Source organism: Maricaulis sp., assembly GCF_030149425.1.
GTDB lineage: Bacteria > Pseudomonadota > Alphaproteobacteria > Caulobacterales > Maricaulaceae > Maricaulis.
In genome coordinates, this window is sequence record NZ_JASBRQ010000082.1 from 1 (window position 1) to 13,001 (window position 13,001).

At 62.8% G+C, this 13,001-nt stretch carries 14 protein-coding genes; 3 read left to right on the plus strand and 11 right to left on the minus strand.

What is annotated here, in order from left to right:
- Window positions 1–173 precede the first annotated feature (173 nt).
- From Q1V57_RS14420 to Q1V57_RS14440, 5 genes are all read right to left on the minus strand, one after another.
- A complete protein-coding gene (locus Q1V57_RS14420; RefSeq protein WP_300532252.1) occupies window positions 174–815 on the minus strand; it encodes a LysM peptidoglycan-binding domain-containing protein in 642 nt (213 codons plus the stop codon).
- Window positions 816–909: 94 nt separating this feature from the next.
- Window positions 910–1,836, minus strand: coding sequence for a lysophospholipid acyltransferase family protein (locus Q1V57_RS14425; RefSeq protein ID WP_300532253.1), 927 nt, complete (start codon window positions 1,834–1,836; stop codon window positions 910–912).
- Window positions 1,833–2,855: a tetraacyldisaccharide 4'-kinase gene (gene lpxK, locus Q1V57_RS14430; RefSeq protein WP_300532255.1), complete on the minus strand. Its 1,023-nt coding sequence runs from the start codon at window positions 2,853–2,855 to the stop codon at window positions 1,833–1,835. Before lpxK ends, Q1V57_RS14425 begins: the two co-directional genes overlap by 4 nt.
- Window positions 2,855–4,138, minus strand: a complete 1,284-nt coding sequence (locus Q1V57_RS14435; protein WP_300532257.1) for a 3-deoxy-D-manno-octulosonic acid transferase — start codon at window positions 4,136–4,138, stop codon at window positions 2,855–2,857. The genes lpxK and Q1V57_RS14435 overlap by 1 nt, the downstream gene beginning before the upstream one ends.
- A complete protein-coding gene (locus Q1V57_RS14440; protein ID WP_300532259.1) occupies window positions 4,135–4,893 on the minus strand; it encodes a lysophospholipid acyltransferase family protein in 759 nt (252 codons plus the stop codon). The genes Q1V57_RS14435 and Q1V57_RS14440 overlap by 4 nt, the downstream gene beginning before the upstream one ends.
- Before the next feature lie 103 nt (window positions 4,894–4,996).
- Between Q1V57_RS14440 and Q1V57_RS14445 the strand changes: the two genes are divergently transcribed.
- Both Q1V57_RS14445 and Q1V57_RS14450 read left to right on the plus strand, forming a co-directional pair.
- Window positions 4,997–5,659 (plus strand): sulfur transferase domain-containing protein, encoded by a 663-nt coding sequence (locus Q1V57_RS14445; RefSeq protein ID WP_300532261.1) that lies wholly within the window; start codon window positions 4,997–4,999, stop codon window positions 5,657–5,659.
- Window positions 5,660–5,792: 133 nt separating this feature from the next.
- The gene (locus Q1V57_RS14450; protein ID WP_300532263.1) at window positions 5,793–7,424 is read left to right on the plus strand and encodes an ATP-binding protein; all 1,632 of its coding nucleotides are present in this window, start codon (window positions 5,793–5,795) and stop codon (window positions 7,422–7,424) included.
- A gap of 2 nt (window positions 7,425–7,426) precedes the next feature.
- Here the strand turns inward: Q1V57_RS14450 and Q1V57_RS14455 are convergent, their stop codons facing one another.
- From Q1V57_RS14455 to Q1V57_RS14480, 6 genes are all read right to left on the minus strand, one after another.
- Window positions 7,427–9,181, minus strand: a complete 1,755-nt coding sequence (locus Q1V57_RS14455) for an ABC transporter ATP-binding protein (RefSeq protein WP_300532265.1) — start codon at window positions 9,179–9,181, stop codon at window positions 7,427–7,429.
- A 5-nt stretch (window positions 9,182–9,186) separates the two neighbouring features.
- On the minus strand, window positions 9,187–9,444 hold the full coding sequence (locus Q1V57_RS14460; RefSeq protein WP_300532267.1) for a DUF4170 domain-containing protein: 258 nt from the start codon (window positions 9,442–9,444) through the stop codon (window positions 9,187–9,189).
- A gap of 20 nt (window positions 9,445–9,464) precedes the next feature.
- The gene (locus Q1V57_RS14465) at window positions 9,465–10,826 is read right to left on the minus strand and encodes a TldD/PmbA family protein (protein ID WP_300532269.1); all 1,362 of its coding nucleotides are present in this window, start codon (window positions 10,824–10,826) and stop codon (window positions 9,465–9,467) included.
- A gap of 39 nt (window positions 10,827–10,865) precedes the next feature.
- Window positions 10,866–11,255 carry an MAPEG family protein gene (locus Q1V57_RS14470; RefSeq protein WP_300532271.1) on the minus strand — a complete coding sequence of 130 codons (390 nt, stop codon included), beginning with the start codon at window positions 11,253–11,255 and terminating at the stop codon, window positions 10,866–10,868.
- 2 nt (window positions 11,256–11,257) lie between these two features.
- Window positions 11,258–11,935, minus strand: coding sequence for a DsbA family oxidoreductase (locus tag Q1V57_RS14475; protein WP_300532273.1), 678 nt, complete (start codon window positions 11,933–11,935; stop codon window positions 11,258–11,260).
- 132 nt (window positions 11,936–12,067) lie between these two features.
- Window positions 12,068–12,286, minus strand: a complete 219-nt coding sequence (locus tag Q1V57_RS14480) for a hypothetical protein (protein WP_300532275.1) — start codon at window positions 12,284–12,286, stop codon at window positions 12,068–12,070.
- Window positions 12,287–12,429: 143 nt separating this feature from the next.
- On the opposite strand from Q1V57_RS14480, the gene Q1V57_RS14485 reads away from it, so the two are divergent.
- Window positions 12,430–12,996 carry a YkvA family protein gene (locus Q1V57_RS14485; RefSeq protein WP_300532276.1) on the plus strand — a complete coding sequence of 189 codons (567 nt, stop codon included), beginning with the start codon at window positions 12,430–12,432 and terminating at the stop codon, window positions 12,994–12,996.
- The last annotated feature ends 5 nt before the right edge of the window (window positions 12,997–13,001 follow it).

A 13,001-nucleotide genomic window follows, 5' to 3' on the forward strand; every position in this document is an offset into this window, starting at 1 on the left:
CTCCCGAATAAATCGGGGGATGGCGGGCGGATGAGGGTGGAAACATAATCCTCGCAGGACATGTTTCCCCCCGCTCCGACCCGGCGCTTCGGCGCCGGGCCACCTCTCCCCGGGGAGAGGCCGGATGTTGAGGGTAGCCTCGCGGGGGCCCGGGTAAGCTCCGGAACGACGCATCAAACCGGCCAGCGATAACCCAGGAGTTCGTAGTGATCGCCCAGCTTGGGGTAGTTGGAAATCTTGACCTTATTGGCCTGGTTGCCGCCGAGTACGGCGACGCGGTCACCGAGATCCTCGATCAGAAAGCCGACATGCCCCCCCATGCCGCGGCGGAACACGGTAATGGAACCGCGACGCGGATCGCCCATCGGCTCCTCCTCGCCCCAGTCCCGGTCAAACCAGGTCCGGGCCCAGGCGGTGCGCGGGCTTTCATGGCCGGCCTGTTCCATCACCCAGCAGACAAAGGCGGAACACCAGGGCGTTTCATCTCTGCTGCGAAGCGCCGGATCGGTTTTCGAGCACACGGCGAGATATTCCAGCACCCGCAAAGTGTGCTCCGGGCCCGGCGTCTCCGCCACGCCCATTTCGCGCCGCGCGATCTTGAGCCAGAGCGGGTCCTGGCTGGGGTCATTTTCCTCGGCCAGCACGGGAGCCGGAGCAGGACCGCCATCGGGCACCAGGATCATTTCACCGACCCGGATCAGATCGGGGTCCTCGATTTGCGGATTGAGCGCCAGCAACTGGCCGAGCGAAATTGTATGCAGACGAGCTAGGCGGCTCAGAGTATCCCCGGGACGGATGGCATAGGGTATAGGCATGACGGTCTCCTTTGAGACCCCCATGCTATCACAGGGTGCATATGAGCGGATTTTTCACCGTAAAGACGAGCCCGGCACTGCCGGTGCGGGTCGCCTAGCCCGCCTTGTAGACCGACTTGGCCCAACGGCGATGGACCCAGAACCATTGTTCGGGCGCGTCGCGGATCACTTTTTCCGCCAGCTGGTTGATGCGCGAGACGGTCTCAAACACCGCCTGCTTCTTGTCCGGATTGGCCGAAATCTCGATCGGCTCGTGCACGGTCACCCGGAAGCGCACACCACCGAGGCGCTGCACGGTAATCATCATCAGGGGCGCACCATGGCGCATGGCGAGGCGTGTCGGTCCCGGCGCTGTCATCGCTCCATGACCGAAGAAGGGCACTTCAATGCCGTCATTCATCTTCTGGTCGTTCATCAGAGCGATGGACTCTCCGGCCTTGAGGGCCGCCATCAGGCTTTTGGCGCCATCGCCCCCCTTGGCCGTCATCAGCTTGATGTCGTAGCGGGCCCGGGCATCAAGGATGCGCGCATCGATATAGGGATTATTGGCGGCCCTGTAGGTGATGTGGCAATTCAGCCCCGTCTTCATGATCGCCGTGCCGCACAGTTCCCAGTTGGAATGATGCATGCCGAGGATCACGACCGGCGTGCCGGCATCGCGGGCTGCTTCGAGCCGCTCCCGGCCGACGAATTCGACGCGTTCATTGAAAAACCCGTCATCGGCAAATGCGCCCATATTGGGCATTTCACCGATCAGCCGCCCGAACCCTTCCCAGGACTGGCCCAGAAGCCGCTCGATCTCGACCGGTTCGGCCTCGGGGAAACAGCGCTGCATATTGATGCGGGCGATATTGTGCGTCGGCGTCATCGGCCCGATCCGGCGCAGCATCGCGCCAGCGGCGTCAGACGCCTTGTCGATCCCCTTGGCCCGGTACCAGGCCTCATAGGCATCCCAGCCCAGCGCCTCGAGGCGCCAGCCTAGCCGGGTCATGAAGGGAGTTGGAACAGCCGCGTCAGTCATGCCAAAGGTTTAGCATTCTCGTCGCTTGCGTCCACGACGCGCTGCAACAGCCCGTCGAGGACGGCAGGCTGGGCGAAGGCCGCCTCGACCGGCCAGCAGGCGATACGCTCGCGGGCATGGCGCGGCAGACGCACCCAGTCCTTTTCCGTGGTCACCAGCTCGGCGCCATGCCGGGCGGCCAGCGCGAACATGTATTTCAGCTCGCCTTCGCCGAACGCATGATGGTCGCCGAAACTGCAGGTATCGATGATGTTGCCGCCCGCGGCCGACAAGGCATCATAGAATTTCTCCGGCCGGCCAATACCGGCAAAGGCGATCAGCGGCCCGTCCGGCGGCGGCGCGGACGCTTTGAGCCAGGCATGCAGGACCGGGATTTCCAGCTCATCCAGGCCCAGACCGCGATAGTCCGGTGCACGCTCGCCATCGGGCATCATCACAATCACCGCGTCAGCGCGCGACAGGCCGGCCGCGACCGGTTCACGCAAGGGCCCGGCGGGAAATACCCGGCCATTGCCCCAACCGGTCTGGCCATCGACGACGAGGATGGAAAGCGTTTTCGCCAGGCTCGGGTTCTGATGTCCGTCGTCCATCACAATGACCGACGCCCCCTCGCTGACCGCCAGCTCGCCCCCGGCCGGACGGTCGCGGCTGATAATGGCTGCAGCGGCCTGGGCTAATAACAGTGGCTCATCGCCGACCTCGGCGGCGCCATGATGCGCCGGATCCACGCGCAGCGGGCCTTTTTCGCTGCCGCCATAGCCGCGCGACAGGGCGAAGGGCGCCGCCCCGAGTGTCTTCAGGCGCTGCAGCAAATATTGCGCGACCGGAGTCTTGCCCGTCCCACCCAGGGTGAGATTGCCGACACAGATCACCGGGACAGGGAGCTGTCGGGACGGTGCTGTCCGCAGGCGCCGGGCCCCGGCCCAGGCATAGATCGCCGCCAGGGGCGACAGCAGCGCCCGCACCAGCGGCGCAGCTTCGCGGCCTTCACTCACGGTCCAGAATGCCGGCGCTTTCACTATTCCGCCTCCTCTGGCTCAAGCAGCGCGATCAGGGCCGTCACCGTCGTCGCCAAGGCCCCCCCGGCAGCCGCGCTCAACGCGGCGCGCGCCTGCTCCAGCTTGGGACCGCGATGAGCCCAGATATCCGCCACAGCCTCGGAGGTATCGACCGCATCCTCGACCCAGCGTACGGCCTCATGCGCGCTATAGGCGTCATAGACGTCCTGGAAGCTGGCCACATGGCGGCCGGACAGGACGGCGCACCCCGCCTGGGTCGCCTCGATCGGATTATGCCCGCCAATATCCGGCTTCAGCGATCCGGCAATCAGCGCGGCGGGGGCAACGGCGAACCAAAGCGCCATTTCACCCAGCGTATCCGCGAGCCAGACATCATCCTCGCTGGTCGGCACTTCATGCTTGGACCGCCGCGCCCATTTATGCTTGTGGCGCTGCAGCAGGCGTTCGATCTCACCGGCCCGTTCCGGATGCCGCGGCGCCAGGATCAAAAGCGTGTTGGGGTGTTCGGACTTGAGCATCGCATTGGCCGACAGGGCGATGCCGTCCTCGCCATCATGGGTCGATGCAGCGAGCCAGACCTCACGCCCGGCCAGGGCGACCTTGATCCGCGACAACTCGTGCGGATCAGGCGGGGCTGGAATGGCTTCCAGTTTGAGATTGCCGGCCAGGGTGACCGCGCTGCCGGTCAGATCCTCCAGCCCGTCGCGGGTGCGCTGGTCGGCGGCACCGATCCAGTCAAAACAGGCCAGCAGCCAGCGCGCCGTGTCCGGCCGCCGGCGCCAATTGCGCAGCGAGCGGGCATTCATGCGCGCATTGACCAGCGCCATCGGGACACCCCGCCGGGCGGTTTCGACGATGAGATTAGGCCAGAGCTCGCTTTCCGCGAAAACGGCCAGATCGGGTTTCCAGTGATCGAGAAACCCGGTCGCCGCCGCAGCGGTATCGACCGGGACGTATTGATGCCGGGCATTGGACGGCAAGCGTCGCTGCATCAAATCCGCTGAGGTGCACGTTCCGGTGGTGACCAGGAAGTTGAGATCGGGACGGATACCGCCCAATTCCTCCACCAGGGTGGCCAGAACCAGGCTTTCGCCAACACTGGCCCCGTGCAGCCAGACCAGCACACCGTCCGGCCGGTGCGCCTTGGGCCGCCCCAGCCGCTCATTGAGGCGGGACAGGTCTTCCTTGCCCGCCTTGGCGCGCCGTTTCAGCACCGACGGAGCCAGGGGCGCAGCGAGCTGCATGGCCAGGCGGTAGGCCGTCAATGACGGCGGCAGGCTCATGCCGGGGCACCCTCCGTCCCGGTGCGCGGCCGCTTTTCCTCGTCCGGCTCAATCACCTCGGCCCCGACTGCCTCATCGGCTTCGCGGGTAATGGCGATCATGCGCTCTTCGAGCAGTTGACGCGCGGCATCAAGCTCTTCCTGGCTGGCATCCGGGGCGACATGGATCGGGTCACCCCAGATGATCACCCCCTTGGTGAAGAAGTGCGGCAGGCAGTGACGGTCCCAGGACTTGGTCAGCACGGTTTTGCGACGCGTTGACCACGTAAAGGGCACGATCGGCACACCGGTATCGCGCGCCATGCGGACAGCGCCATAACCGGCCCGCATGCGGGGGCCGCGCGGGCCGTCCGGCGTGATCACGCCGCTCATCCCGTCACCGATCAGGCGCATCATTTCACGATAGGCGACACTGCCGCCCTTGAATTTTTCCGGCTTCGACTTGTTGTGCGAGGAGCCGCGCACCAGCACGACATTATACCAGCGCGCCAGGCGCGATCCGAGATCGCCTTCGCGCGAACGCGAGGCCAGCGCGACCATGCGATCGCGTTTGCGATACCAGCCTTGCAGCGCCATCAGGATGCGTCCATGCCAGACGACGCCAAGGATTGGCGTATCATTGTCCAGCACATTCTCGATATATTCGTTGTTGCGCACTTCCCAGCGAATAGAGTAGCGCACCGCCTCAATATAGAGGACGCCGAGAAAGGCGAGAATTTCCTGAACCCATGGCCGGGACATAAGTTTTTTCGACATAATAACCTTTGCTCGCCCCCAATCGCGAAAAGGTCAAGCGCGGCTCGCGGTTGCCAGCACGCGCCCGGCGGCCTAAATGCCGCGCAGTAATGATTGGAAGAGTATGGCCTACGATCTCAACGACCCCAAGGACCGCCAGCGCGCCTGGAACGACTATTTGTGGAAAGACCACGGGATATTGCGTCAGCGTTTCTCGAATTTCCACGAGGTCGGCGGCGGCATGTGGCGCTCCAACCAGCCCTCTCCCGATCAGCTTGAAGCGCTCAAGGAGAAGGGTTTCAAGACCATTCTCAATATTCGCGGCACCCAGCCGGGCGTTTGCTATTACGATCTGGAGAAGGAAGCCTGTGACCGGCTCGGCCTGGTCATGGTCGACATGCCCTTCGGGTCACGCGAGGCGCCCTATCTCGATCGCATGCAGCGGGCCAAGCGGATTTTCGAGGAAATCGAATACCCGGCGCTGATTCACTGCAAATCCGGCGCAGACCGCGCCGGACTGATCTCAGTTTTCTTCCGCCTTGTTCATCTCAACCTGCCCTTTGACGAAGCGATCACCCATCTTTCGCTGAAATATCTGCATGTTAAGGCAGGTAAAACCGGTGTTCTCGACCATTTCTTCGAGACCTACCGGCAGTATAACGAATCGAATCCGATCGCCTTTTGGGAGTGGGTGGAAACTGTCTACGACCGAGAGGCTGTACAGCGGGAATTTATGGCCAGCTGGTGGGGTAACCTGCTGACAGAACGCATCCTTCGCCGCGAATAATCAGATTTGATTCTTTATAACCGGCTGAATCATCAGATATGAATCAACTATCCACAGCTTTGCGGCACATTAATCCCCGTTAACCATGTCCAGCGCGAAGGGCGCGCCGGACTTGAGGTTGGGAGACGGGGCGATGCGCGATCTGATGATCCGGGATGAACAGGCTGGCGAACGGCTGAGCCGACTGAACTACATTCTCTCACGGGAGTGTTGTCAGACCTTCCTTGAAGCCTTTGTCCGCACTGTCGCCGATCTTTTTCACGCTGATCGCGTCCTCGTCGGCCGTATCGACGTGCAGCACAAATACATCCGCACCCTCAAGGTCGCGACCGGCAACCAGCTTTCGGAGAACTTCTGTTACGCGCTCGCCGGCACGCCCTGCGGCGAGGTGATGCGTGTTGGTCCGGCGATCCATGAAGACCATGTCGCGGAAAACTTCCCGCAGGATTTCAGCCTGCGGGAAATGGGTATTCGCGGCTATATCGCCATGCCGCTTTACCAGGGCGCGCAATCGATCGGCATTGTCGTTGCCCAGTTCAAGCGACCGCTGGAAGATGCTGACGAGCTGCTGGCCGCCCTGAGCCATTACAAGCGCCGCCTGACGGCCGATATTCTCACCATTGAATCCGGTGACCGCGCTGCCCTCGCGATCAAAGGCACGTCGGACGGGATTATCGACTGGTGCCTGGAAACCGATCAGATTTACCTCTCCGCGCGCTGCCGCGAATTGCTCGGCTATCAGTCGCGCGACTTCACGGCTGGTTCGGAAACCTTCTCGACCCTGATCCACCGCGAAGACCGGGCCCGCTTCAATTCCGCTTTCAACGGGCATTTGGAGACCGGCCGCGCCTTCGACATGACCGCCCGTATCAAAGTGGTCGGCGGCAATTACCGCTGGTTCCGCATCCGCGGCGAAGCCGTGCGCACGCCGGATGGTGAAGCGAGCCGGTTTGTCGGCGCCATGACGGATATTCACGATCTGGTCGAAGCGCGCCAGCAGGCCACCGAGGCCAGTCGTGCCAAGTCGAAGTTCCTGGCCACGATGAGCCATGAAATCCGCACGCCGATGAATGGCGTGCTGGGCATGTCGAGCCTGCTGTCGGCATCCGAGCTGGAAAGCTCGCAGCGTGAAATGGTGGAGATGATCCAGAGCTCGGGTCAGGCCCTGCTGGATATTCTCAACGACATCCTCGATCTGGCCAATATTGAATCGGGTCGCTTCGAGGTCGAGGACACGGTGTATAATCCGGCCGAGCTGGTTCGTTCGCTGGAAATGCCCTACCGGCTCAAAGCCACCGAAAAAGGCCTCAACTTCCACCTCGATGTCGATCCCGTCGCAGATCGCGAAGCGGCCGGCGACCCCGCCCGGGTTCGCCAGATCCTGTCCAACGTACTCTCCAACGCCATCAAGTTCACCGATCGCGGCGAGATCCGCATGCGCTGTCTGATGAGCCAGCAGGAGGATGGCCGCCACGTCGTCAGCTATCAGATCGGCGATACCGGTATCGGCATGGATAGCGATCTGATGGGCCGTATTTTCATGCCGTTCAGCCAGGCTGAAAGCGAGCTGACCCGCAAGAATGGCGGCACCGGTCTGGGACTGGCGATTGCCAAGAAGCTGGCCGAGCTGATGGGCGGCGATATCCGGGTTGAAAGCGCGCCGGGTGCCGGATCGGTGTTCTGGCTCGATCTTCCGGCGGATGCCGAGCCTGCAGCGGCGATCGACAAGGACATGCAGGAAGAGGATATGGCCGGTATGGCCTAGGCCTAAGCCTCGGCGCCGAACTGCAGTTTGCACAGCTTGGCGTATAGCCCGCCGCGCGCCAGAAGATCGTCGTGACGGCCCTCCTCGCGGACCTGCCCGTCTTCCATCACATAAATCCAGTTCGCATCACGAACCGTCGACAGTCGGTGCGCGATGACGAGGCTGGTCCGGTCTTGCGACAGCCGTTCAAGCGCGGCCTGGACCCGGCGTTCTGATTCCGTGTCGAGGGCGCTGGTGGCCTCATCGAGCAAGAGGATGGGTGCGTCCTTCAAGATCGCCCGGGCGATGGACAGGCGCTGGCGTTGGCCACCGGAGAGATTGCCACCGCGCGGACCGACCGCGCTGTCATAGCCATCGGGAAGCTCCATGATGAAATCATGGGCATCGGCGGCCCTGGCCGCTGCGATGATGTCGTCCTCGCTCGCATCGAGCTTGCCGAAGGCGATATTGGACCGCACCGTGTCGTCAAACAGGGTGACATCCTGGCTGACCAGGGCCAGCGCACCGCGCAGCGAGGCCAGCGAAACCGAGCGAACGTCCTGGCCATCGATCTCGACCCGGCCTTCCGACACGTCATAGAGCCGCGGGATGAGGTTGAGCACGGTCGACTTGCCTGAGCCCGACGGGCCGACCAGCGCCACGGTCTTACCCGGGCGCGCGACCAGATCAATGCCCCCAAGCGCGACAGTGCCGTCCGGGTACGCGAAGCGGACGCCGCGGAGCGCAACCTCGCCAGATGCTGTTGCAAGCGCCGGAGCGTCGAGGGCCGGCGTGACCGTATCAACTTCATCAAGAACGGCGAATACGCGCTCCAGGACAGCGAAACCTTCCTGGACCACGGCGTTGAGCGTGCCGATGGCGCGGATCGCCGGCGACATGACGCCGATACCGGTGAGCACGCCGAGAATATTGCCGATCGAGGTTTCGCCATTCATCAGACGCCAGCCGGCAAAGGCGACCAGCCCGGCCAGGGCAACACCGCCGGCAATCTCGAGGATCGGATCGACCCGGGCCTTGTTTTCCGTAATGCGGAAGAGAAAGCGCAAACGCTCGGCAAAGGACTTGCCGGCCCGCCCGGTCTCGTAATCCTCCAGCCCGTAGGTCTTGACCATGCGGGCGCCGGAGAAGCTTTCCTCCAGCTGGCTGGTTACGGCGCCCATCTGCGACTGGGCGTCGGCCGAGGTTTTGCGCAGGCGCTGGCCGATGCGCAAAACCGGATAGAAGGCGATCGGATAGACCAGCAGGATCATCGCCGTCAGCATCCAGTCCAGATAGAGCATCCAGCCGATAGCACCGATCACGGTGAAAACATCGCGCACCAGATTATTGGCCAGGCGCACCAGGGTTTCGCGCAGAAGCGTGATGTCATTGGTAAAGCGCGAGACCAGACCCCCGACCGGCTCGCGGCTCAAGCGGGCGAAATCGGCGTGTACGAGCTTGGAGAACATCGCGTTTTGCATGTCCTGCATGACATGCAGCGCGATATTATTGGTCTGGACGGTCTGGGCGTACAGGCTGGTCGCCCGCAACGAGGCCAGGGCGATGATGATGATCGGCGCCAGCGGGAAGAAATCCGCGCTGCGCTCTTCCAGCAGGTTGAAGGTCCAGGCGATCAGGCCGGCATAGCTGGCCGCCGCCCCGGCGGTGACCACCGACAAGGACAGGGCCAGCACCAGAAGCGCAGGGCGTTTCGCGATCCAGTCGCGCCATAAACGGCGCCCCAGCGCGAAAGTGGACTGACGCGGAGCCTCGCTCAAAGCGCTTACGTCTTGTCCGTATTCGGCTCGAGAAGCTGGTGGGCGTGGATGATGAAATAGCGCATATGCGCATTGTCCACCGTACGCTGTGCCGCGCCTTTCCAGGCCGCACGCGCTTCAGCATAGCTGCCGAATGCGCCCACGAAGTCGATATGCTCGAGATCCTTGAAGGCGATATTGTCGGGGTCGACGGTTTGCAGCTCGCCACCGATCACCAGGTGCAGAAGCTGTTTTTCGAATTTGCTGTCTGTGGGATTGGCCATGATGGCTCCTCTTGGAGAGATCAAAGTCCGCCGACGGCCATGGCGTCGACGAATACGCTGGGCGCGTTGAGGGCGCCGCGGAATTCCAGGTCACTGGCCGGAACCAGCCGGCCGAACACATCGATGAGATTACCGGCCACGGTGATCTCGCTGACCGGGTAGGCAATCTCGCCTTGCTCGATCTTGTAGCCGGATACACCGACCGACCAGTCACCGGTATTGGAGTTCAGCGAGGGGCCGAACATTTCCATGATCAGCACACCGTCAGCGATCGCGGTAATCATGTCCGCGCGGGACTGGTTGCCCGCTTCAAGGTGCAGATTGGTCGGCCCTGCGCCCGGCGGTCCGCCCATGGAGCGACGCGCATGCCCGGTCGGCGCCAGCTCAAGCTGACGCGCCGACGCGGAATTGAGGAACCAGGTCGTCAGGCGACCCTTGTCGATGACCGCACTGCGACGGTTGACCGTACCCTCACCGTCAAAGGGCGCTGAACCATGGCCCCAATGCTTGTGCGGGTCGTCGATAATATTGATGTTTTCTGCAAACACCGCCTCACCGCGCTTGTCGCGCAGGAAGGACACGCCACGCGCCACCGCAGGTCCGCTGATAGCCCCGGACAAAGCACTGAGGAATGTCCCAGCGACCCGGCGGTCAAAGACAACCGGCAGGCTTCCGCTCTCGATTTTGCGCGGGCCGACGCGGCGGGCAGTCCGCTCGCCCGCTTCGGCACCGATCTCGGCAATGGGTTTGAGATCTTCCGGACGGCGGGCACTCGATGCCGCGTAATCGCGCTCCATGGCGCCGTCTTTCTCGGCGATGACGCTGGCGCCATAGCTGAACATGGATTTGCGCCAGCCACGATTGAAGCCGGTCGAGGTGGCATAAGCCGCCGCGCCCTGCCCCATGCTGGCAAAAGCGCTGTCGGTCATGGTCACGCCGTCGACGGCCCGGGCGATTTCCTCAATCTGCGCGGCCTTCTTCTCAAGCTCAGCGGGCGACCAGTTGGTCGCGTCGAACAGGGCCAGCTCAGGCGGGTCCTGGGCCAGGCGTTCCGCCTCGGCAAGCGCAGAATAGGGATCTTCCGGAGCGACGCGCGCCATGGCGACTGCGCGCTCGATACTCTGCTCGCAACCCGCCGCCGAGAGATCGGAAAAGGCGACGCCGGCCTGCTGCTTGCCGACAAAGACCCGCACACCGGCATCCAGGCTCTCGGAGCGCTCCACCTCTTCCAGCTTGCCGTCGCGAACGGATAACTCCGTCGAACGGGATTCACCGATGGAGGCCTCTGCCGCATCAGCTCCGGCCTTGAGTGCACGCTGCACCAGGTCGGCGGCGATGTCCTGCAGGCGGGTCGTGTCGGGCGCGTTGGAAGTATCAGTCATAATGGGGCTATAGCTCCTGCCGCAGGGTGCGGGCAATCCTTACAGGGCAGCGATAATCAACAACACACCCATCGCGAGCAGGGTGAGCCAGCTGACGAGCGTCCCGACCAGGCGTCCAAAGCTGCGTCCCGGGACCGACATCAATCCCTGGGCATGCAGCAAACGCGCGATGAGCAGGGCAATTCCAAGACCGTGCAGGAGAAGGGTTGAGGTTTCCACCAGGGCCAGCGCGATCAGCCCGGCCATGCCCGGCACACCATGTTCAATCTGGTTGGCGTGGACCCGTGTTGCCTGTTCCAGCTTCTGGTCCTCGCCAATTCCCAGGCTGACAGCGGTACGCTGGCGATTGAGGGTGACATTGAAGGCCAGAACTATAGTCAGGATGAGCTGCAGGCCGACATAAAGACCGGCGGTTTCAAAAGCGGTCATGATCAGACCTCCCCTTCCTCTGAATTGTCTTCGGGCGGCATTTGGCTGGCTTCGCGGATGGCGTCGGCGAGCACGCCCGGCTCCTGGGCGCCGGACACCGCGAAACGGCCATTGAAGATATAGGTCGGAACGCCGCTGACCCCGAGCTTGCGGTAGAACATCTCTTCGTCCCAAACCGCCTTCTCATCCTTGTCGCTGGCCAGCAATTCCCCGACGATCTGGCTGTCGAGTCCGATTTCCCCGGCCAGCTCGGTCAGCACGGTGATATCGCCGATATCCCGGTTGTCCTTGAAGAAAGCCTCGAACAGCGCCTCGGCGGCCTCGTCGGTCTTGGACTGCCCGCCGGCCCAGCGCATCAGGCGGTGCGCGTTGAGGGTATTGGGCCGGTGCTTGATACCGTCGAAATTGAAGGCAATACCGGCGCCGGGAGCCGCCTGTTCAAGATATTCGCGCATGGCTTTCCACTGCTCGGCCTTCTCGTCCGAGAATTTCGCTTTCATGTAGTCGCGATAAGGCGCGCCCTCGCGCGCCAGCGCCGGATCGAGCTGGTAGGGCCGCCAGACAGTCTGGACCTTGATGTTGGAGACCTGTTTGAGCGCCGCGTCCCAGTTGCGCTTGCCCAGCCAGCACCAGGGGCAAACCAGGTCGGCGACGATATCGACGGTAACGGACTGTGTCATACCCGTCAGTTAGGCCGTTTCGCCACGGAATGCGACCCCCGGGTGGGGCGATCATCCCCGGTTGCGGACTACACGCCAATGAAGACTACATGTCGGGGATGATGCCCACCGGCCACCCGGGACCGGAAACGATCAGACGGTTATATCGAGTAGTGTATCCGTCATCTCGCTGGTGGTGTTGACCATGACAGCGGCGGCCTTGCTGGCCACCTCGGCTTTCTTCACCGCCACACTGGCCTGGATCACGTCCTGACCGGTCGAAGCGGCTTCAACGACATTGCGGGCTGCAGCAGACAGCTGAGACTGCGCAGAGAGCATGCCGGAAACGGCCGTATTGAAGGCAACATTCATCGCGCCGATATTAGCGCGAGGGCTATCGTGGCCGAAGTGCGAACCGGGGATGTCGTTAACGCCCGGTTAGCAGCAAATATGCGAGCAGCCCTGACTAGAATCTGCTTGTATGTCGCCACCACCCTTCACCAGCGAGGCCCCCAATGTCCGAAACTTCCGCCCCTGCTCTTAAAGTCGAATTCGAGCTGACTGAATCCGATATCGCCTTTTTCAAGGAGAAGCTGGACGAAGCCTGCGAAAAGCACGGCGACGAAGGGGAAATCCTCGAAGGCGTCGCCGCGATGAAAAAACAGGCCCTGGCGTCGAACCCGCCGGCCTTTGTCAAATCGCGCATCGAGAAACTCGACCCGCTGGTCGCGATGATCAAGGATGACGACTGGAAGCTTGATGGCGAAGACCGCAAGCGCGTGCTTGATGCCCTCGCCTATTTTGCCGAGCCGCACGACCTGATCCCCGATCACATCCCGGGCATCGGCTTTGTCGATGACGCCATCATGATCGACCTGGTCAGCGCGGGTCTGGAGCCGGAACTCGACGCGTACGCCGATTTCTGCGCCCACCGCGAAGACATCAAGGCCGGCGAGACCGATCTGCCGCCGCTTGAAGATGCCCGAAAGGTCATGCAGTCGCGCATGCGCCGCCGCCGCAGCCGTACGCGTGCCCGTCACAGCGGTTTCGGTCCGGGCGGTTCGGTTACCCGTTACTTCTAAGGCCT